We start from the raw sequence: 19,619 nt of genomic DNA on the forward strand, positions 1-19,619 counted from the left end.
CAGGTGCGCAGCGCCTCCAGTACTCCTTCCTCGAACGCGGCGCGCGGCAGCTGGTTGCCCGGGCCACTCGCGGGGGCGGTTGTGGGCCATGTCGCTACGGGCGTGAGCGCGGTGTGCGCCCAGCGTTGCACCCACTCCTCCACTGTCTGCCGTCGCCAGTCCCGGCCGAAGACGTGCTGTCGCCTGCCGCCGACGTCCACGGCCGCGACCTGCGGCATCCCCGCCTCGGCGAGATAGCGTCCCCACCGCTCGGCGTCTTCGAACACGGTGAACATCATCGCGCGTCCGTGGGCCCTCATCTCCTCGGCGATGGTGCGCCGGCTGATGAGTTCCATCAGGGGCGAGGGCCGCTGTCGGCCGCCGGGTTGCACCGCGAAGCGACGGATGCCCAGGTGCTCATCCGGCCCCAGGGGTACGGCTGCCTCCACGAGGTCCCAGACTGCCGCGATGACCGGGTCTGCGGCGCGGTCCTCGGGCAGGGGTGCGTCCAGCCGCAGGATGGCCATGAACGCAACGGGTGTGGTGGAGCCCGTATAGCGGTGGACGCGGAAGGCCTGCGGCTGGCGGCGCAGCCAGTGGGCGACTGCGGCTGCCGAGGCCGGGCCTTCGGCTTCCTCGGCCATGCGCAGCACGGCGGGCACGTCTTCGGGCCGCAGCGGGGTGTCCTCGATGTGCGGGTGCTTCCGGTGGTCGTACAGGTTGTCCGGGCGGTCGTGGTCGCGGAAGAGGAACATCCATTCCGCGACCCGTAAGAGCGCGTCGTCGGCGGTGGCGCCGCGTACGGCCTGCAGGCCGGCGAGCGAGATGCGGGCGCGGATGTCGTGGTAGCGCTCGGGGTCCCGCCAGCGCAGGTCGGCCTCGAGGGTCGCCCGCACCGCGTCGTGCGGGTGCAGCCCCTCGGGGGTTGCCTCGATGTAGGGCAGCTGGCGCAGCCAGGAGAACACCATGTCGGTGTCCTCGTCGCCCAGCACTGCGCGCAGCAGAGACTCTCGGGTGACGTAGGCCTGCGCGACGACCTCGAGGGCGCGTCGGTGGACGGCGCTGGGCAGGTCGCCGACCAGCCGCTCGACCAGCGTTGTCAGGGTGTCGCCGGTCGGCTCCCACAGTGTGCCGGGTGCGGCCGGGGGCAGGGAGGCGGCCAGGGAGAGGGCGAGCGGGCTGCCTCCGGCGAAGGCGACGCAGGCGCCGCGCTGCTCGGCGGGGACCCCCCGGGCGGCGAGCAGGGCGGCGGACTGGGTCGGATCGAGCGGCCGTACGGCAAGTGCGGTGAACAGTTGCGCCCACCCGGGATCCAGCGACCATTCGGCGTCGGGGGCCACCCTGCTGGCCAGCACCACGATCGCATGGTCGGCGAGCCGTAGCAGGAAGGTTTCGCGCAGCCACGTCTCGAGGGGCTGGCACTGCTCGAAGGTGTCGATGAGCAGCACCGTGCCGGGTTCGGAGCATGCAGGGGCGGCGGCCTCCTCGAGTCGGCGCAAATCGGCGTCGAGGAACCGTCCGTCCACGTGTACCACGCGTCGGCCGGCGAGTTCCGCCTGCCGGGCGGTATACCGCATCAGCGAGGACTTGCCGATGCCTCCGGGGCCGTGCAGGTAGGCGACGAGCGGAGCGTGCGGCGCGCCCGACAGCATCCCATCGAGCACCGCCCGCTCCGGCTCCCTGCCCACCAGCGCTCCGGCTCGAGCCTGCGCCAGCTGGTCCGCCAGGCCCCTCGCACCCGATCCGGGCTCCTCGCGGCCCAGGCCTGGGCGCGGGGAGTCCAGCGCTACTCGGCGAGACGGCACGACGCCCCATGGCGGAGGACGCGACGGGGACCCCGCTTGCTGTCCGTCCCTTCTGCCGGTCCTCCTGCCGTCCAGGCTTCCCAAAGGGCGGTCCTGATCGCCTCCTGCGACATCTGCGGTTCGGTCTCCTCGTCCGGAGCTTCCGCTCGTTCGTCCATGTCCATCTTTCCTCCGGTCTGTTCTTCTCCGGGCGTGAAGCCGCCGGTTCAGGGAGCGGGGTGCCTGCCGGCCAGTGACGTGACGATCAGTCCGGGAGCCGCTCCCGCGGACCGGCGGCCACGGAGGCGATCGGCATGAGGTGAAGGTCCAGGCCGCGGTGAGGCGGCTGGTGGTTGCGGCCACCGTGGCCGGGCGGGTCAGGTCCGTGCGGATCGTGTACCGGGTCGGGCCGGCCGGGAGGTTGTCGACGGTCTGGCAGAGGTCGCCGTCGTTGTCGAGGAGCGTGCTGCCGCCCGCCGTGACCGTCGTGTGCCGGGTGGCCACGAGCGACTCGGCGCCGGCCGCCCGGCGAAGAGAGGTCGAGGCGCAGGTGAGGCAGTACGTCCGCCGTCACGCTGCCGACCCCGACCTCGCCATTACCGGCATCGCCGGGGCCCTGGGTTGGTCGGCGCGATATCTGCAAGACGTGCTGCAGGCCGCCGGCACCACCTCTCGTGAGCTGATCCGCTCGGAGCGGCTGCGGCTGCGGCTGCGGCTGGCCCGGACCCGGTTGGCCGGTTCAGCGTGGGACAACCGGTCGATCGCGCAGGTCGCGCACGCGTCCGGGTTCGCCAGCCACGCGTCGTTCGCCACCGCCTACCGCCGCGAGTTCGGCGTCACGCCCCGCGAGACCCGCGGCGACGGCCGCGGTGAGTCCTGAGCCAGGCCTCAGGCGAGGGCGCCGCCGTCGACACGAAGGGTGCTGCCGGTGATGTACGCGGCGTCCGGCCCGGCCAGGAACGCCACCGCACCGGCGACCTCGTCGGCCTCGGCATACCGGTGCATCGGGATGACCGCCTGAAGCATGAACTGGCCGCCCTCGGAATCCTTCGCCATGGCCATGTCGGTGTCGATGATGCCGCACTCGATCACGTTCACGTTGATCCCGCGCGCGGCGAAATCCTGGGCCCACCCGCGGGTGTATGCCGAGACCGCGGCCTTGGTCGCCGCGTAGTCGGACATCCCGGCTGCGAAGGTCTTGCTGGCAAGGCCGGACGACAGGTTCACGATCCGGCCGCCCTCGCGCATGTGCCGCACGGCCCGGTAGGTCGTGTCGGCGACACCGGTCAGGTTGATCGCGAGCTGTTGATCGCGTACGGCGTCGGTGATCTCCCCGGGCCAGAAGACACCGGCGCTGTTGACCAGGATGTCGATCCGGCCGAACTGCTGAGCGACCGCGTCCACCATGGCCGTCACCTGGGCGCGGTCGGCCTGGTCGGCCTGGATGCCCTCGGCGCGCACGCCCTGCGACCGCAGTTCCTCGACTACCGTCTTCGCCTTCTCCGCCTGCGTGACATAGGTGATGACCACGTCCGCGCCCAGCGAAGCAAGCCGCCGGGCCGTCGCCGCGCCGATCCCCCGGCTGCCCCCGGTCACCAGTGCCACCTTGCCCGACAGGGTCTTCTCGCTCATGTGCCACCCACTCCTTGCGAATTCCACGCCTACCCCGTGCCCGGTCAACGATCGCGGTCGGGACGCGCGCGGTCTTTCGCTGCGGCGCACAGCGCTTGCGCCAGGGCGCGTAGCAATCAGCGGCTGGTCATGATGACCACAAGCAGTGGTCCGAGGGTGTCGATGTCCCGGTGGGCGGCGGAGTGCGACACCCCGAAATGCGGGCCGATCTGCCGCATGGTCAGGTTGGTGCGCCAGTACGCAGCGCCCAGCAGGACCCGATCGGGAAAGTCCAGTGCCCACGGGCGACCCGGTCCGCCATCGGCGATGGTGTCACCGCCACGGCGGACGACCAGGCGTATCGGCCTCGGGCTTTCACGAGGTGGTCCGTCCGAGGCTTGATCACAAACGCGAGAAGTCCTCCTGACCTGGAACGACAGGCCTTGTCGAGGGTCCAGATCGTGCCGTGGAAAGGAGCACTCTCAGGTGAGGAAGCGTGTCGGGTCGTACCCCCATGTCCGCGTCGAGAGCAGCGGTCGCGGAGTGGTCTCGCAGGCCGGGGCAGTGCTGCTGGTGGAGACGGTCCGCAGGACGGGCTTGATGCCGCGATATGCCGATGCTTGCACTGAACGAGACCTCCCTCAGATGGCGAGCAGGGCGGCGAGGAGCAAAGCCGCCGTCGCAGAGAGGAGCCGAGGCTTCCTCCAACCGGGTCCGGAAGCCTGGCGGTTGAGCTCCCATGCGCACACGAGACCCCCACCCAGGCCAAGCGCGCTTCGCAACAGGAAGACGGCGGTGTGCACAGGAAGCCTCCCGAGCGTTCCAAACGGAGGGGAAGGCTATCCATGGCGACGGTTCCGCGAGGTACCGGCCCCAGTTCGGAGAGTCCCGGGTTCCCTGTGCTTCTCCACCGGTCGCGGTCTGGTCGGGCACTCAGAGGACACACATGGCCATTGATGAGTTGGATCAGGTGCCGGTACAACGGACGAGTGACAGAACCTCTTGCCCCCCGTCCGGCCACGAGATCGCGTCAGTGGACCAAGCAGTCAGCGGGCGCGATGTTCGCCGCTGCCGCAGCATTCGAGTTCGTTCGCGGCATCGCACTTGAGATCTTTCGGCAGGTACTTCCTGACTGGGCGCACATGGCTACCGCTCTGGTGCAACTCATCGCGGCTGCCGCCGCCTACCGCCTTGCCCTCTTGTGGCTCGGGCGACTGCCCTAGGGCCTGTGTGACGTCTTGATCAATCGGCTGCTTTCAGTAGATCTCCGACCCAGATCATCGAGGCGCGGAGTTCGAGGCCGGCGAGGTAACTCTTGGGTGTCTTGTCGAAGCGTGTGGCGATGCCGCGCCAGTCCTTGAGGCGGTTGATCAGTCGCTCGACGGTGTTGCGGTCACGGTAAAGATCGGCATCGAAAGCGACAGGACGGCCACCTCGGCTGCCTGCCGAGCTCCCCGTGTTCGACGCGGTTCGGGATCGGTTCGAGGCGGTCGTGGCAGCGGGCGAGCGGACAGCCGCGCGTACCTGGGTCCGGGGCGCCGCACGGCGTAGCCGCGGAGGTACGGTCGCCCCGGATCGGGGCGCGCCTCCGCGGCACTCCCCGGCTTGCGGTCACGCCGGAGCGGACGACGTCCCGCGATCGGGCGCGGGCGCGTTGTCCTCGGCCCGCTGCCGCTTGGGCAGCGTCGCCGTGAGCAGCAGGGCCAGCAGCGTCACCCCGAAGCTCACCATGAACGTCCTGACGGTGGCGGACTGGTATCCGTGGTTCGGCAGCAGGGAGAAGAACACCGTGCCGAAGAGCGCGATCCCCGAGGCCTGCCCGACCTGGGCGGTGGTGTTGACCAGGCCAGAAGCGGCACCGGCCTGCTGTGGCTGGATCTGCGCGAACGCGGTGCCGAACAGTGCGTTGAGCACGCCGCCGATGGCGAAGCTGAAGAAGATGATCGGTGCGAGCATCTCCCACACGTTCAGGCGGTCGCCCGCGGCGTGGATCACCAGGGCGATGGAGGACAGGCTCGCCGCCAGCACCGCGGTCATGACCGTGACGAAGGTGCGTCCGGTCTTGGCGGCCACATTCATCGCCAGGGCGTTGCCGACGACGATGCCGATCACCCCCGGGGCGAAGGACAGAGCGGCCTGGACCGGTGAGAATCCGAGCCCGAGCTGCAGGTACAGGGTCAGCACAGGCCCTAAGCCGGACTCACGCGATCCTGGATTGTTGAAGTCTCCGTGTCGTATTGGCGCTGGTAGGCGGCGACGGTGTCACCGAACTGATGGAGAGGTCCCGACGAATCGGGAGCGGGCGCCCGGTGCCCTCCCCCGAAGGTGACCTGGCGCGATACCGGGCAGTGCCCTCCACCAGGGAAGATGCCCGTCATGGCCACTGACCAGAACATCGCTCCCCTGCGTTCCACGCACCCGGTACCCCTGGTGTTCCGTGCGGGAGCGATCATCGGTGTCCTGGGCGGGATGATCGGCCTGGGCGGTGCCGAGTTCCGCCTGCCGCTGCTGATCGGCTTGTTCGGGTTCGCCGCGCTCTCCGCCGTCATCCTGAACAAGGCGATGAGTCTGGTCGTGGTACTGGTTTCGCTGCCCGCCCGGCTCGCAGCGGTCCCCGCCTCCGCACTGGCCGAGCACTGGACGGTCGCGGTCAACCTGCTTGTCGGAAGCCTGCTGGGCGCCTGGGCCGGTGCGACGTGGGCGGTGCGAATGCGCAGCTCCACCCTCTACAAGGTGCTGGCCGCGCTGATGGTGCTGATGGCCGCGGCCCTGCTGGTCACCCATGTCACCACCGTGGGGACGTTGTCGCTGGCGTTGTGGGCGCAGGTGCCCATCGGGGTGGTGGCCGGGTTCGGTATCGGGGTCGTTGCGGCGATCATGGGCGTGGCCGGGGGTGAGTTGCTGATCCCGACGATCGTGCTGCTGTTCGCGGTGGACATCAAGACGGCCGGGAGCCTGTCCCTGCTGGTGTCGCTGCCGACCATGCTGGTCGCGTTCGCCCGGTACAGCCGTGACGGCAGTTTCGCGGTGCTCGGGGCCAACCTCCGCTTCACCCTGGTCATGGCCGGGGGCTCGGTCGCCGGCGCACTGCTGGGCGGGCTGCTGGTCGGAGTGTTCTCGGACCTGGTGCTCATCCCCGCGCTGGCCGTGATCCTGCTCATCTCCTCGGTCAAGCTCGCCCGTCACAACTGACGGCGGTAGGTGTCAGCCACCTGTGGCGAGTACGCCAGGCCAAGGCGGGCTGTGGCTCTCGCTTCCGTGCAGTCACGCATCGCGCGTCTTCGGCAGGTCCAGTTCCGCCCACACGGTCTTGCCGACCGTGAGCCTCTCCACCGCCCAACGCCCCGCCAGCACGCGGACGATGAGCAGGCCCCGACCGAACTGGTCGTCGAGGTGGGAGGGGCGGGTGCCCGGCCGACGCTCTCCCCTCGGGTCGGTCACCGCGATGCGGAGGGCGTTGGAGGTGAGAGACGTCTCGACTCGGAAGAGACGGTCTCGTAGGCAGCCGTGCAGCAGGGCGTTCGTGCACAACTCGCTTGCCACCAGGGCTGCGTCGCCGGCGAGGGCGGGGTGACCCCAGTCGACGGCGAGTGCGGCGACGCGTCTGCGGGCGAGGGGGATGCTGTGCGGGTACGGGGTGTAGCTGACCTGGTCGTGGCGGTCGTAGGACTTGGGTGGGCCGGGAGGGCAGGTGTCGGTCACGGCTTCCTCCAGGGAGTGGGGGAGTCGGGGTGGCTCCGCCGTGCGGGCAGCACGGTGCACTTCCGCCAACTGGTTTCCTTTGAGTGGCTGATCGAGTACTGACGGTAGCCTCTAGGAGAATTGGCCAGCAATCGAACAGGACAGAAAAATTGCTGGCCTTGGCTGGAGAGGACACACGTGGCAGGCAGGAACCCCGACCGCGGGAAGACCATCACTACCGTTCTGGGGCGACGGCTCGGTGGTGAGCTGCTGCGGATGCGAGAGGCATGTGACCTTCGGCAGGCGCATGCCGCCGAAGCGCTGACGGCTTCTGTGACCAAGGTGGCGAAGATCGAGCGCGGGCAGGTGCCGTTGCGCGATCCCGATATCAGGGCCTTGACCCATCTGTACGGCGAGACCGACGAGGCAGTTGTCGGCAAGTTGCTCGCCCTCGCCAAGGCGGACCGGGAACGGCGTAAGGCCAAGGGCTGGTGGAATCAGTACCCGCAGCTGACGGCGCAGATCGAGTACGTGGCCCTGGAGGACATCGCCACGGAACTCCGGACCTGGCAACTCGCGTTTGTACCTGGCCTCTTGCAGACCGCCGACTATGCCCGTGCCCTCGCGGTCGGGAACGGATCCTGGGACGACCTCGACGAGATCGAGACCTTCGTCGAGGCGAGGATGGCCCGGCAGGCCAGGCTGGGTGGCGAACGACCGCTGCAGCTCTGGGCGTTGCTGCACGAGGGGGCCGTGCGCCAACTGGTGGGTGGCCGAGATGTCATGCGAGCTCAGCTGGAGCACCTGCTGGAGGCAGCGCACCTGCCCAACGTCCGGGTGCAGGTCGTCCCCTTCATCGCCGGCGCCCACCCAGGCATGACCTGCGCCTTCACCGTCGTCTCCTTCGCCGAGCCCGGCGCTCTGGACGTCGTACAGGTGGATACTTCGTCGACGAAGGTCTGGTTGGAGAGCGAGACTGACGCCGCCCACCACAACGCGACCTTCGATCGCATCACGCGGCTCGGACTCGCGCACAGCAACTCCGTAAGACTCATCGACAGCATCCGCAAGGAGATGTAGAGCCGTGTCCGACTACGAGTTCAGGAAGTCCACGTACAGCAGCGGCGACGCGCACGGCGAGTGCGTCGAAGTCGCCCGCAACCGCCCCCACACCGTCGCCGTCCGCGACTCCAAGACCCCCCACGGACCGATACTCCAGGTCGTCCCCGACACCTGGACCACCTTCATACGGTCCCTGCACCACACCCACCCCTGACCAGCCCCCCATACCGCGGACCGACGCACAAAAACCCCTCGCCCCGCCCCCACCCCTCCCCCTACCCTCACCCCATGCAGCGTGCCCAAGCCCGAGCCATCCCCTCCATCACGACGACGCCGGAGCAGGTCCCGGCGCGCTGACAGCTGACGCAGTCCGAAGCCCCGGGGCGAGTGCCCCGGGGTTTTGCCGTTCCCGTCGGTTCCTCGCCCCCGATGAGCGAGGGAGAACCCCGTGAACCCCATGAACCCCATGGAACCCGTGCACGACCACCGCCGACTAGGCCGTGAACTCGACCTGTTCGACACCGACCCGCTGATGGGCGCGGGACTGCCGTACTGGCTGCCCGACGGGGCCGTCGTGCGGCATGTCCTGGAGGAGTACGTCAGGGAGGTGGAGCGGTCCGCCGGGTACCGGCACGTGTACTCGCCGGTGCTCGGGAAGCGGGAGCTGTACGAGATCTCCGGGCACTGGTCGCACTACGGCGACGACATGTTCCCGCCGATGCGGCTGGGCGGCGAGGAGGTCGTGCTGCGTCCCAGCCTCTGCCCGCACCACGCCCTCATCTATCGGTCACGGTCCCACAGTTACCGTGAACTGCCGCTGCGGATCGCAGAGTTGGGTGGCATGTATCGATCCGAGCTGTCGGGGGTCCTCGGTGGCCTCACCCGCGTCCGCTCCATCCAGCTCAACGACGCCCACATCTTCTGCACCCCCGAGCAGGCCGTGGCCGAGGCCCGCGCCGCCCTCGACCTCATCCGGCGCGCCTACGACGACCTCGGCATCCGAGCGTCCAGGTACCGGCTCTCCCTCCCCGGCGACGGCAAAGACGGCGGCGGAAAGTACGTCCCCGACCCGGAACTCTGGCGCCGCGCCACCGCCCTCCTCGAAGAGGTCCTGGACGGCGTCGACCACGAAGCCGTCGAGGGCGAGGCCGCCTTCTACGGCCCCAAGATCGACGTGCAGATCACCGACCCCGCCGGCCGCGAGTCCACCCTCTCCACCGTCCAGATCGACTTCCACCAGCCCGAACGCTTCGACCTGCACTACATCGGCCCCGACGGCGGAAAACACCGCCCGGTGATGGTCCACCGCAGCATCATCGGCAGTGTGGAGCGGGCGGTCGCGCATCTCGTCGAGGCGCACGGCGGTGCCTTCCCGGTGTGGCTCGCGCCCGTGCAGCTGGTGGTCCTGCCGGTGGCGGAGGAACAGGAGGAACGGGGCCTTGACCTCGTACGGCGGGCCGAAGCGCGCGGTATCCGGGCCGAACTCTCCGGTCCCGGTCACGGCACCCTCGGCGCCCGCGTCCGCGCCGCGCGGCTCGTGCCGTACCAGGCGGTGATCGGGGAGCGGGAGGCCGGCGCCGGCCGTGCGGCCGTACGGCTGCGGGACGGGCGGCGGCCGGGAGCCGTGCCGGTCGGCGAGCTGCTGGAACGGATCGGTGCCCGGGCCGGTGATCGCGGGGCCGAACTCTGGGCGGCTGCGTAAGGTCGGTCCCGTACGCCAGTGACGAAAGGACTCCCGCCGTGACCGGTCAGCCCATCCCGGTGATCATCGACTGCGACACCGGTGTCGACGACGCCCTGGCCCTGCTGTTCGCCGTACGGCACCCGGGCATCGACCTGCGCGCGGTCACCTGTGTCGCCGGGAACACCGATGTCGACGGTGTCGTGCGCAACACGCTGACCGTCCTCGAGCAGGCCGGGGCCGGGGACATCCCCGTCGCCCGGGGTGCCGCGCGGCCGCTGATCGAGCCCGTGCGCGGCGCGCACCATGTGCACGGCCTTGACGGCATGGGCGACCTCGGGCTGCCCGCGCCGACCCGGGTGGCGGTGGACGTGGACGCGGTGACCCTGCTCAGGCGGGAGATCCTCGCCTCCCCGAGGCCGGTCACCCTCGTCCCCACCGCGCCGCTCACCAACATCGCCCTGCTGCTCCGCACGCACCCCGACGTGGTGCGGAACATCGAGCGGATCGTGTTCATGGGCGGCGCGGTGGCGACCGGGAACGCCACGCCCGTCGCGGAGTTCAACGTCTGGCACGACCCCGAGGCGGCCGCCGTGCTGCTCACCGCCGGGGTGCCGATCACCATGTACGGCCTGGACGTGTTCGAGCGGGTCCTCGTCCCGGCCGCCGACGTCCAGCGGCTGCGGGCGAGTGCGGAGCCCAGTCTGCGCATGGCCGGGGACCTCCTCGCCCACCGTGACCCGGCCGCCTCCGGTGACCCCACCCCCACCGGCGGCCTCGGCGACGCGGGCGCGGTGTGCGCGGTCGTCGACCCGGAGGGGCTGACCACCGAGCTGCTGCCGGTGGAGGTGAGCCTCGCCCCCGGTCCGACGCGCGGCCAGACCGTCGTCGACCGCCGCCGCCGTCCCGGCGAGTCCGAGATCCACGAGGGCGAGCGCGAAGTGACCCTCGTGGACGTGGCGTTGGGCGTGGACGTGGAGCGGTACGTGAAGCTGTGGCTGACGGCGGTGGAGGGGGTCTAGCAGCCGAGCCCCGTCCGGTCCCTCAGGAACTGCTGACGCTCCACCGCTGCTCCACCTTCGCGAGCCGCCAGTAGGCGATCGCCGCCGCCCACACCACCACGAACAGGCCGACGATGACGTAGCCGACGTTGTCGAGGTCGATGTCGGCGATCCAGGTGGTGAGGGCGTCGGTGAGGTCCAGCTTGTCGTGCAGGACGCCGACGAGCTCGATCGTGCCGATGAAGAAGGCGACCGCGATGGACAGTCCGGTGATGGCGAGGTTGTAGAAGACCTTGCGGACGGGGTTGGAGAAGGCCCACTGGTAGGCGAAGTTCATGAACGTGCCGTCGAGGGTGTCGAACAGGCTCATGCCGGCGGCGAAGAGAAGGGGCAGGCACAGGATGGCGTACCAGGGCAGACCCGCGGCCGCGCCCGATCCGGCCATCACCATCAGGGTCACTTCGGTGGCCGTGTCGAAGCCGAGCCCGAACAGGAAGCCCAGCGGGAACATCTGCCCCGGCCGGGTGATGGACTTGGTGAGCCGGCCGAGGATCCGGTTCATGAAGCCGCGGGAGTCCAGGTGCTGTTCCAGCTCCTTCTCGTCGTACGTGCCCGCCCGCATCGCCCGGAAGACCTTCAGGATGCCCAGCAGGGCGACCAGGTTGAGGGCGGCGATGAGGTAGAGGAACGACCCGGAGACCGTCGTACCGAGAAACCCGAGCACCTGGTGGGTGCTTGAGCCCTCGTTCATGACCTTGCCGGCCAGCTGGGTGCCGCCGGCGATCAGCGCGGCGAGCACGACCACGACACTGGAGTGCCCGAGGGCGAACCAGAACCCGCCGGACACCGGCCGCTTGCCGTCCGCCATCAGCTTGCGCGTGGTGTTGTCGATCGCGGCGATGTGGTCGGCGTCGAAGGCGTGCCGCATACCGAGGGTGTAGGCGGTGATGCCGAGTCCGATGCCGAAGGCCTTGTCGCCCACCTCGTAGTGCTCCGGGACGACGAGCAGGAAGAGGATCCCGAAGGCGACGACGTGCAGGGCGGCTATCGCGGCCATCAGACCGACGGTCTTGACGGTGTCCTCGCGCCGCCAGCGGAAGGAGGCGGCGGCCGTCTCGGGCAGGGCGGTCCCGGGCAGGGCGGTCCCGGGCGGTGCGGTCTTGGACAGCGCAGTCTTGGGCAGCACAGGATCAGTCATACGGTGGTCACTCCAGCACCTCGTGGATGAACGCGTGAGCTGCCGTGGCCGGTCTCCTGGCTTACGGGTCGTGCGTTTCCCTGCCCGCCTTCCCGGCCTGATGGTGACGGCCAGTGGCTGTCCCGCGAGGGACGTGGGAGGGAAACTCCCCGATCACAGTGGCGAGGGCCGCACCGGAATGGACCTTTGAGGGGTCGTCACCGGCTTCCCGAGCACCACGGCCCGTCCACCGTAGGCGGGGACGGGGTCTCCTGCATAGCTGCACATCTGCGCAGGTATGGAAGATCACACGGGGCCGCCTGCGAGGATGAGCCCCATGCACCTCGTCCCGGCCGACCGTGCCGACCGCCGCACCATCGACGGACACCGGGTGTGCGACGCCATCGCCGCGATCGGCGATCCGGGACACGTCCGCACCTGGTCCGACCGTTTCGCCCTGCTGGCCGACCCGAACCGCCTCGCCCTGCTGCTCGCCCTGCACCGCACCGGCCCCCTGGCCGTCTCCGACCTCGCGATCGCGACCGGCATGAACGACCCGGCCGTCTCCCAGGCGCTACGGCTGCTGCGGGCGGCCGGGGTGGTGGCGGGCGAGAAGGAGGGACGGGTGGTGCGGTACCGGGTGGTGGACGAGGCGGTACGGGGGCTGCTGCAGCAGGTGTCCTGAGACGGCGGCAACCGACGTCACCTGCCATGAGGGGGCGGCAACCGGCGTCACTCCTCCACCCCCCACCACTCCGGCCCACCCCCCTTCCACTCGATCCACGCCGACTGCGCCACCTCCGCCGCGTCGATCTCCAGGCCCGCCCTGCGGAGGAACTCGGCGACGTCGGTCAGGTTGTGGGCCAGGCCGAGGATCTCGCCGTCCACGCGGACGCGGCGGCCGCCGGTGGGGGACGGAGGGTGCACGATCACGCGGATCGGTCCGGACATGTCTTCAGGATCGTCCGGGACGTACGGTCCCGCATGTCGGTCCGTCATCGGTCGAGCCGTTCGGCGAGGGCCGTGACGGACGGACGCCCCAGGTCACGCAGGTCCCGCCACTCGGCGGGGCGTGGGCGCCCCCGCTGCCAGTGGGGATGGAAGAACACCTGGACCGACAGCCGGTACAGGCGTCGGCGCAGCTCGGTACGGCCGGGGCGCTCGGCGAGCTGCCGGTAGGTGGCACTCCACTCACGCTGTGCCCGGGCGAGGTCGTCGGGGAACGATCGCATGCCCGGATTCAATCATGTGTTCGATTTATTGGGCCATGGCGGGTTCGCCGACGCGTCCCGGCTCGCCAACACACGCCACACACGCCAACACACGCCACCACGGGCCAACACACGCCGAAGGGGCCGCCCCACCGCGAACGGTGGGACGGCCCCTTCGGTGAGGCTCAGTGAGCGGAGATCACGCGCGCGTGGCCTTGCGGCGACGCGTGGCCAGGACGATGCCCGCGCCACCCGCGAGCAGCACCGCCGCACCGCCCGCGATCAACGGGGTGTTGCTGCTGGCGCCGGTCTCGGCGAGGTTGTCACCGCCGCCGCCGTTCGGGGTGGGGACGGCCGGAGCCGTGGTGGACTCCGAGGCCGACGGGGTCGGGGTGCCCGTGCCCGGGGTCTCGGAGGCCGGCGGGGTCGACTCGGACGCCGGCGGCGTGGACTCGGAGGCCGGCGGGGTCGACTCCGAGGCCGGCGGAGTGGTCTCCGAGGCCGGCGGGGTCGCCGGAGGCGTGGTCTGCGTGGTCGTGCAGTCCTTCGTGCCGCCGTTCCAGGCCGCGATCAGCTTGTCCTTGATGACCGGGTGGTCCGGGCCCTTGGGGAGGTCGCCGTGCGGAAGGCCGTCCTTGGCGTCGAGCTTGCCGTCGAACTTCGTGTTGCCCCGGTAGAGGTCGATCTGCGCGTAGCAGCCGACGTCCGGGATCGAGATGTCGAGGGAGTCGACGGCACCGGCCTTGACGGTCACGGTGTCGAAGTCGTGGAAGACCTGCTCGCCGGAGGTGGCGAACGTCGCGCCGTGCGCGAGGTAGGACGCGAGAGAGGCGGTGCAGGTGGACGCGTCGCCCGCCGCACGGACCTTGACGTGGACCTTGCCGTCGTCGGTCGGCTTCAGGTTCAGGTCGTCGACCTTGACCGAGGCGAAGAAGTTCTTGCCGTCGAGGGAGAACTCGCAGCGGTCGGTCTCGGTCTTGGAGCCGGCGCCCGTACCCGGCTTGTAGCTTCCGCCTTCCTGCCAGCCCTTGCCGCCGGGGCAGTCGGAGGCCGAGGCGACGGAGGCGAGGGCAGCGGAGAAGGCGAGCGTCGCGGCGCCCGTCCCCAACAGGCGCCGCATGGTGACACGTCTCGCTATGGACATACGTATCCCGTCAGGATGAGAGTGAGTGGTAACAGCAAGCATCAGAAACACTGGGCCCATTGGTCACATGCGCCACGGTGTTCCCACATCGTGGATCTCCGTGCGGAACGCTGTCAACCTGCGGTGATACAACGAGGGTTCTGGGGTCGTCACAATTTCGACACACAGGGAACGACCCACTCCGCAAAACCCCAGGTTCACTTTTCCGGCGAGGTGGACAGATATCCCCTTTGTCTATCCCCTTTGTCGTCTTCATGGATCGCCCCCGCATTCCAGAGGAGCCCGCGTGATCGCCCGCACCACCACGCCCGACCTCTCCAGCAACGACCCGAACTGGTGGCGGCAGGCCGTCGTCTACCAGGTCTATCCCCGCAGCTTCGCCGACGCCGACGGTGACGGCCTCGGGGACCTCGGGGGCGTCACCGAGCGCCTCACGCACCTGGCCGCCCTCGGCGCCGACGCCCTGTGGCTGAGCCCCTTCTATCCCTCCGAGCTCGCCGACGGCGGCTACGACGTCGCCGACTACCGGGACGTGGACCCGCGCCTGGGTACCCTCGACGACTTCGACGCCATGGTCGCCGAGGCCCACCGGCTCGGCCTGAAGGTGATCGTCGACCTCGTCCCCAACCACACCTCCCACCAACACGCCTGGTTCCAGGAAGCCCTCGCCGCCGGGCCCGGGTCCGCCGCCCGTGAGCGGTACGTCTTCCGGGACGGCCGCGGCGCGCACGGCGAACTCCCGCCCACCGACTGGCAGTCCGTCTTCGGCGGCAGCGCCTGGCGACGCGTCGCCGACGGACAGTGGTACCTGCATCTGTTCGCTCCCGAGCAGCCCGACCTCAACTGGTCGAACGACGAGGTCCGTGAGGACTTCCGCACCACCCTGCGCTTCTGGTCCGACCGCGGGGTCGACGGCTTCCGGGTGGACGTGGCGCACGCCCTGGCCAAGGACCTGACCGAGCCGCTGCGCGACCTCGGCGGGCTGCCCGGCGTCGCGGAGGAGGCCCTGCACCACCTGCCGCCGGGCGGCCATCCCTACTGGGACCGCGACGAGGTCCACGAGATCTACCGCGACTGGCGCACCATCCTCGACTCCTACAGCCCGCCCCGCACGGCCGTCGCCGAGGCCTGGGTCCCCGGCCCGCGCCGCGCCCTGTACGCCCGCGCGGACGAACTCGGCCAGGCCTTCAACTTCGAGTACCTGCAGACGTCCTGGGGCGCCGGCGAGCTGCGCCAGGTCATCACCGACTCCCTCGCCACCGCCCGCGCGGCCCACGCCTCGGCCACCTGGGTGCTCTCCAACCACGACGTCGTACGGCACGCCTCCCGCCTCGCGCTGCCGCCGGGCACCGACGAGAATGCCTGGCTGCTGTCCGGCGGCCACGCGCCCGGGATCGACCTCACCCAGGGCCTGCGACGCGCTCGCGCGGCCACGCTGCTCATGCTCGCGCTGCCGGGATCGTCGTACGTCTACCAGGGCGAGGAGCTCGGGCTGCCCGAGGTCGCCGATCTGCCCGTCGAGGTGCTCCAGGACCCGATCTGGGAGCAGACGGGACGGGTCCGCAAGGGGCGCGACGGGTGCCGGGTGCCGCTGCCGTGGACGAGGAGCGGTCCGTCGTACGGCTTCGGCGCGGGCGGTGCCTGGCTGCCGCAGCCGGAGTGGTTCGCGCGGTACGCCGTCGAGGCCCAGGACGGTGTCGAGGGCTCCACGCTGGAGCTGTACCGCACCGCCCTGCGCCTGCGCCGCAAGCTCCTCCAGGGCGAGGAGCTCACCTGGACGGAGGCGGGCCCGGCCGGCGTGCTGGACTTCGTCCGCCACGAGGGCTGGCGGTGTGTCGCCAACCTCTCGGACACCGCTGTCCCGCTCCCGGCCGGGGAGGTGCTCCTGACCAGCAGCCCGTTGCAGGACGGGCTGCTGGGACCGGACGCGACGGCCTGGCTGGGCTAGGAACGGACTGCTGGTCAGGCCTAGCCGATGGTCGGCGTCGGGGTCGCGCCCGCGCCCGTCGCCGGGGTGGCGCCGTTCGCGTTCTCGCCCGGGACCGCGAGCGGCGTCGACGTCGGGTTCGGCGGCGGGGTGAGCACGACCATCGGGGCGCCGGGCTGGGGCGCCGGCGGAGTCAGGTCGGTGCTGGGCAGCTTCGGCGGGGTGGTCTGCATGAAGAGGGCCTGGTCGAAGTTGACGAAGCCGGTCTTCTCCATGACCGTCATGTGGTCGAGCACCGTGTCGTTGGCCATGTCGGCCAGCGACCGCACCAGAGAGTTCTTGGTGGTGGAGCGGATCTTCGCGATCGCGTTGAAGATCGAACCGTGCGTCACCCGCAGGATGTTGGCGAAGTTCGTGTCGAACTGCTGGCCGCTGCTCGACTCGATCGTGTTCACGAAGCCGACCTGCTGCGGGCTCGCCACGTTCGGGATGGTGATGTTGAGCATCGGGGCGATCTTGCGGCAGGCGGCGTCCAGGGCCGCGTGCCCGTCGATCAGGTGCTTGCCGGCTTCCTTCACCTCCGGGGTGGTGCCCTTCTGCACGGCCACCTGCCCCAGCGGGTACTCCCACAGACCCGCCGCCCGCACCTTGACGACGAAGTCGCGGTCCTGCTCGGTCAGCGGGCCCCACTGCGTCTGGGCGATGATTCTGTCCTGCGCGGTCGCAGCCTGGCTGACACCCAGCATCGACGGGTACGCGAGCGCGCCCAGCGTCAGTGTGAGGGCTCCGCCCACGAACAGCGTTCCCATCGCGTTGCGCGAGAGTGGCACCGTGCCTCCTGCCCGGTAGGGGTTTTCCCGCCGGGAGGCGGGGGTCGGACGCACAGGAGTACGCACGGGGGGCCGTAGTTGTTCATCGCCTCGTGCGGACGATGACCGGGCTCACAGACGCCCCGTCAGAGCAGCCGTACGGCCGCCGGTTGACCGTTCGTTGACCGGTTCGCGGGGAAGTCCGGAAGAAATCGCGGGAGAGACCTGACGGACCCGGACCTAGATTCGCTGCATGTCCATGCCACAGCGGTCGCAGCGGCCCCTTCCCGTGCTCCCCTACCGCAAGCCCACCAAGGGCCGCGACTACTGGGTGATCGACGACGTGCTCCCGAACGCCGACGCCGTACGGGAACGCTGCCTCGCCAAGGACGACTGGGTGAAGGGGTACCCGTACACCTCGGAGACCTGGCCGGGACTGCGGACCATGCCCGGGCTCGAACCCGCCGAACTCGCGAGGGTCGAGCGGCTGGTGAAGCAGGCGACCGGGGCCAAGGAGCTGTGGGTGCAGCGGGCGCCCGGCGGGGGCACCCTCAACCACAACTGCGTACAGGTCGTCGGCGAGGGCGAGAGCGAGCCCCGGCCGCACACCGACTCCCGGGCGCTGTGCCGGTACGCCGCCGTCCTGTATCTGAACCCCGCTGTCCCCAAGGACTGCGGCACCAGTTTCTACCGGCAGTCCCTGCCCGGCGGGCGGCTCGGCGGCAACGTCGTGCAGGCCCCGCACAACAACCTCGTCGAGGCCCTCGGCACCCGGTTCGTCGCGCCCGACGCCTTCGAGGAGGACGTACGGGTACCGCACAAGTACAACCGGCTGCTCCTCTACAACGCCAACCTCGTGCACAGCGCGACCGGTTACTCCGGCGGCACGCTGGAGGAGAAGCGGATGACGGCCGTCTTCTTCTGGATGGCGTGAGGCCCGCGGGTCAGTAGCGCACCGCGCGGGACACCTTCGCCCGCACGTCCCCCGCGTTCCCCGGCAGGTCGTGCGTACTGCGGGCGGTGCCCTTGCCGGTACCGCCCGCCGGGACGTCCGCCACCGTCACCACCACCGCGTCCAGCAGCTTGCCCGTCCCGTCGGTGAAGTCGACCTGGACGGCGAAGGACTTCGCCGAGCCCGCGCTGTTGGCGGCGGTGACCGCGACCGTCGTACGGCCGTCGGAGGCGGTCGAGAGGCTGCCGAGCCGTACGTCGTCCTTGGCGTCGACGCCGTTCTTGATGTCGTCGAACCGTTTTCCGGCCTCCGCCGTCGCCGACGCCACCGCGTCCCCGGCGCGGGAGGCGGCCGACGCGACCTTGCTCGCCACCGACGACGGGCTGTCGTTCTCGGAGCAGGCGGTCAGGCCGGTGAGACCGGTGAGGGCCAGGGCCGTCAGCAGCGCGGCCGTCGTCCAGCGGGTCATCTCGCCTCCCGGGTGCAGGTCCCTCCAGTGAAGGCCCCCCGTGGCACGGCCGCACGCCCCGTGTCACCCGAACGGTCCCCTCCCGTGGTGGGCGGGCCCGTCACGCCTGATGGTCGAAGCACAACGACCATGAAAGGTGGGACACGGCCATGACGCAGCAACCGCACGCTACCCAGCCGTCCGCCGGCACGACCTCGTCTCGGGCCCCGGGCCCCGGGCCCACGCCGACCGAGGCCTCGTGGGCCGCCGGCGGGGTGGTCTTCGCCGGTGTGCTGATGCTGATGAACGGCATCCTGGCGATCTTCCAGGGCATCTCCCTGCTCGCGAAGGACGACGTCTGGGCCCGCGTCGGCGACTACGTCTACAAGATCAACCTCACCGGCTGGGGCGTCATCCTGCTCTGCCTGGGGGCCCTCGCCGTCGTCACGGGCGCGTTCATCCTCAGGGGAGCCGGCTGGGCCCGGATGACCGGCATCTTCCTGGCCTCGCTGAGCATGCTCGCCCAGTTCCTGTTCCTGCCCTACGCGCCGGTCTGGTCGGTCATCATGATCGGCCTCGACTTCTTCGTCATCTGGGCGCTGGCGGTGTACCGCCCCGGCATGCGGGGCTGAGCCGGCGAGGGCGCCGGGCCCGGTCACACGTGTCCGAGGCCGCCGCTGCCGAAGCCGCCGCTGGAGCCGGGCAGCCAGCGTTTGCGTTGCTGGTCCTTTCCTCGTCTGCTTCCCGAGTGATGGAGCTCGTGCGGCATCAGCCGTTCCTGCCCCTGAACCGGGGCCGGCATCTCGTCCGGCTCCCGCATCTCCCGGATCTCGCGGATCGGTCCGGTCTCCGGGAGATGCGGCTGCTCCTCACTGAGCGGCCGTGGAAGCTCCCGGTCCTGGACCCGCATGCCGAATTGCACGGCCCACACCAGCGCGCCGGCGATGAACAACCCACCGGCAAAGGCGGCGATCACGTCGAGTACTTCGCTCGACGTGGCCGCCAGGACAAACGTCGCCGTACTCATGGTCCGATTATCGCCGATTATCACGGGATCGGCGATAAAGGTGTTTTCGGGACGCGTCCTGCCCGCCCACCCCGCGTGAACCGATCGCGGGGTTCCCGGCGATGAGAGGGTAGGTCGGTTCTTTC

At 70.1% G+C, this 19,619-nt stretch carries 21 protein-coding genes, 2 pseudogenes and 1 riboswitch; of the genes and pseudogenes, 10 read left to right on the forward strand and 13 right to left on the reverse strand.

Features of this window, described 5'->3' with window-relative positions; genetic code table 11:
* Positions 1-1,667: ATP-binding protein (locus tag ACFVYN_RS28010; protein WP_390003102.1), on the reverse strand; the 1,667-nt coding region annotated here is incomplete at its 3' end.
* Between the two features lie 415 nt (positions 1,668-2,082).
* On the opposite strand from ACFVYN_RS28010, the gene ACFVYN_RS28015 reads away from it, so the two are divergent.
* A complete protein-coding gene (locus ACFVYN_RS28015) occupies positions 2,083-2,643 on the forward strand; it encodes a helix-turn-helix domain-containing protein (RefSeq protein WP_390003104.1) in 561 nt (186 codons plus the stop codon).
* 8 nt (positions 2,644-2,651) lie between these two features.
* On the opposite strand, the gene ACFVYN_RS28020 is transcribed toward ACFVYN_RS28015, so the two are convergent.
* From ACFVYN_RS28020 to ACFVYN_RS28035, 4 genes and pseudogenes are all read right to left on the reverse strand, one after another.
* Positions 2,652-3,395 carry an SDR family NAD(P)-dependent oxidoreductase gene (locus ACFVYN_RS28020; protein WP_390003107.1) on the reverse strand — a complete coding sequence of 248 codons (744 nt, stop codon included), beginning with the start codon at positions 3,393-3,395 and terminating at the stop codon, positions 2,652-2,654.
* 134 nt (positions 3,396-3,529) lie between these two features.
* Positions 3,530-3,688, reverse strand: a pseudogene (locus ACFVYN_RS28025) (transposase family protein); the annotation flags it as partial.
* A 928-nt stretch (positions 3,689-4,616) separates the two neighbouring features.
* Positions 4,617-4,817 (reverse strand): annotated as a pseudogene (locus ACFVYN_RS28030) (hypothetical protein); the annotation flags it as partial.
* 168 nt (positions 4,818-4,985) lie between these two features.
* Entirely contained in the window at positions 4,986-5,612 is a 627-nt protein-coding gene (locus ACFVYN_RS28035) for an MFS transporter (protein ID WP_390003255.1), read from the reverse strand.
* A 138-nt stretch (positions 5,613-5,750) separates the two neighbouring features.
* On the opposite strand from ACFVYN_RS28035, the gene ACFVYN_RS28040 reads away from it, so the two are divergent.
* Positions 5,751-6,566 (forward strand): sulfite exporter TauE/SafE family protein, encoded by an 816-nt coding sequence (locus tag ACFVYN_RS28040; protein WP_390003109.1) that lies wholly within the window; start codon positions 5,751-5,753, stop codon positions 6,564-6,566.
* Between the two features lie 72 nt (positions 6,567-6,638).
* Here the strand turns inward: ACFVYN_RS28040 and ACFVYN_RS28045 are convergent, their stop codons facing one another.
* A complete protein-coding gene (locus tag ACFVYN_RS28045; protein ID WP_390003112.1) occupies positions 6,639-7,076 on the reverse strand; it encodes an ATP-binding protein in 438 nt (145 codons plus the stop codon).
* 177 nt (positions 7,077-7,253) lie between these two features.
* Between ACFVYN_RS28045 and ACFVYN_RS28050 the strand changes: the two genes are divergently transcribed.
* The 4 genes from ACFVYN_RS28050 to ACFVYN_RS28065 all read left to right on the forward strand — a co-directional run bounded on the left by ACFVYN_RS28050 (position 7,254) and on the right by ACFVYN_RS28065 (position 10,820).
* Positions 7,254-8,135 carry a helix-turn-helix domain-containing protein gene (locus ACFVYN_RS28050; RefSeq protein WP_390003115.1) on the forward strand — a complete coding sequence of 294 codons (882 nt, stop codon included), beginning with the start codon at positions 7,254-7,256 and terminating at the stop codon, positions 8,133-8,135.
* Positions 8,136-8,139: 4 nt separating this feature from the next.
* Positions 8,140-8,331, forward strand: a complete 192-nt coding sequence (locus ACFVYN_RS28055; protein ID WP_390003118.1) for a DUF397 domain-containing protein — start codon at positions 8,140-8,142, stop codon at positions 8,329-8,331.
* A 252-nt stretch (positions 8,332-8,583) separates the two neighbouring features.
* Positions 8,584-9,819 (forward strand): threonine--tRNA ligase, encoded by a 1,236-nt coding sequence (gene thrS / locus ACFVYN_RS28060; protein ID WP_390003258.1) that lies wholly within the window; start codon positions 8,584-8,586, stop codon positions 9,817-9,819.
* A gap of 38 nt (positions 9,820-9,857) precedes the next feature.
* Positions 9,858-10,820 (forward strand): nucleoside hydrolase, encoded by a 963-nt coding sequence (locus ACFVYN_RS28065; RefSeq protein WP_390003121.1) that lies wholly within the window; start codon positions 9,858-9,860, stop codon positions 10,818-10,820.
* A 22-nt stretch (positions 10,821-10,842) separates the two neighbouring features.
* On the opposite strand, the gene ACFVYN_RS28070 is transcribed toward ACFVYN_RS28065, so the two are convergent.
* Positions 10,843-11,997 (reverse strand): HoxN/HupN/NixA family nickel/cobalt transporter, encoded by a 1,155-nt coding sequence (locus ACFVYN_RS28070; protein WP_390003124.1) that lies wholly within the window; start codon positions 11,995-11,997, stop codon positions 10,843-10,845.
* Positions 11,998-12,025: 28 nt separating this feature from the next.
* Positions 12,026-12,232, reverse strand: a riboswitch (cobalamin riboswitch).
* An 81-nt stretch (positions 12,233-12,313) separates the two neighbouring features.
* Between ACFVYN_RS28070 and ACFVYN_RS28075 the strand changes: the two genes are divergently transcribed.
* Positions 12,314-12,661 (forward strand): ArsR/SmtB family transcription factor, encoded by a 348-nt coding sequence (locus ACFVYN_RS28075; protein ID WP_390003127.1) that lies wholly within the window; start codon positions 12,314-12,316, stop codon positions 12,659-12,661.
* A 47-nt stretch (positions 12,662-12,708) separates the two neighbouring features.
* Here the strand turns inward: ACFVYN_RS28075 and ACFVYN_RS28080 are convergent, their stop codons facing one another.
* From ACFVYN_RS28080 to ACFVYN_RS28090, 3 genes are all read right to left on the reverse strand, one after another.
* Entirely contained in the window at positions 12,709-12,927 is a 219-nt protein-coding gene (locus tag ACFVYN_RS28080; RefSeq protein ID WP_390003129.1) for a hypothetical protein, read from the reverse strand.
* A gap of 44 nt (positions 12,928-12,971) precedes the next feature.
* Positions 12,972-13,208 carry a hypothetical protein gene (locus ACFVYN_RS28085; RefSeq protein WP_390003132.1) on the reverse strand — a complete coding sequence of 79 codons (237 nt, stop codon included), beginning with the start codon at positions 13,206-13,208 and terminating at the stop codon, positions 12,972-12,974.
* A 178-nt stretch (positions 13,209-13,386) separates the two neighbouring features.
* Entirely contained in the window at positions 13,387-14,331 is a 945-nt protein-coding gene (locus tag ACFVYN_RS28090) for an LAETG motif-containing sortase-dependent surface protein (protein WP_390003134.1), read from the reverse strand.
* A gap of 286 nt (positions 14,332-14,617) precedes the next feature.
* Between ACFVYN_RS28090 and ACFVYN_RS28095 the strand changes: the two genes are divergently transcribed.
* Positions 14,618-16,279: a glycoside hydrolase family 13 protein gene (locus tag ACFVYN_RS28095; RefSeq protein WP_390003136.1), complete on the forward strand. Its 1,662-nt coding sequence runs from the start codon at positions 14,618-14,620 to the stop codon at positions 16,277-16,279.
* A gap of 20 nt (positions 16,280-16,299) precedes the next feature.
* Here the strand turns inward: ACFVYN_RS28095 and ACFVYN_RS28100 are convergent, their stop codons facing one another.
* Complete coding sequence (locus ACFVYN_RS28100) at positions 16,300-17,067, reverse strand: DUF4142 domain-containing protein (protein ID WP_390003260.1); 768 nt, start codon at positions 17,065-17,067, stop codon at positions 16,300-16,302.
* 253 nt (positions 17,068-17,320) lie between these two features.
* Here ACFVYN_RS28100 and ACFVYN_RS28105 point away from each other — a divergent pair, with 253 nt between their 5' ends.
* Positions 17,321-18,001, forward strand: a complete 681-nt coding sequence (locus ACFVYN_RS28105; RefSeq protein ID WP_390003139.1) for a DUF6445 family protein — start codon at positions 17,321-17,323, stop codon at positions 17,999-18,001.
* A gap of 10 nt (positions 18,002-18,011) precedes the next feature.
* Here ACFVYN_RS28105 and ACFVYN_RS28110 read toward each other — a convergent pair whose 3' ends face one another.
* Positions 18,012-18,488, reverse strand: coding sequence for a hypothetical protein (locus ACFVYN_RS28110; RefSeq protein ID WP_390003142.1), 477 nt, complete (start codon positions 18,486-18,488; stop codon positions 18,012-18,014).
* 149 nt (positions 18,489-18,637) lie between these two features.
* Here ACFVYN_RS28110 and ACFVYN_RS28115 point away from each other — a divergent pair, with 149 nt between their 5' ends.
* Complete coding sequence (locus ACFVYN_RS28115; RefSeq protein ID WP_390003144.1) at positions 18,638-19,099, forward strand: hypothetical protein; 462 nt, start codon at positions 18,638-18,640, stop codon at positions 19,097-19,099.
* A 23-nt stretch (positions 19,100-19,122) separates the two neighbouring features.
* On the opposite strand, the gene ACFVYN_RS28120 is transcribed toward ACFVYN_RS28115, so the two are convergent.
* Positions 19,123-19,494, reverse strand: coding sequence for a DUF6479 family protein (locus tag ACFVYN_RS28120; RefSeq protein ID WP_390003147.1), 372 nt, complete (start codon positions 19,492-19,494; stop codon positions 19,123-19,125).
* Positions 19,495-19,619 lie beyond the last annotated feature (125 nt).

The sequence above is a fragment of the Streptomyces sp. NPDC058307 genome, from assembly GCF_042880295.1.
Classification (GTDB): Bacteria; Actinomycetota; Actinomycetes; order Streptomycetales; family Streptomycetaceae; genus Streptomyces.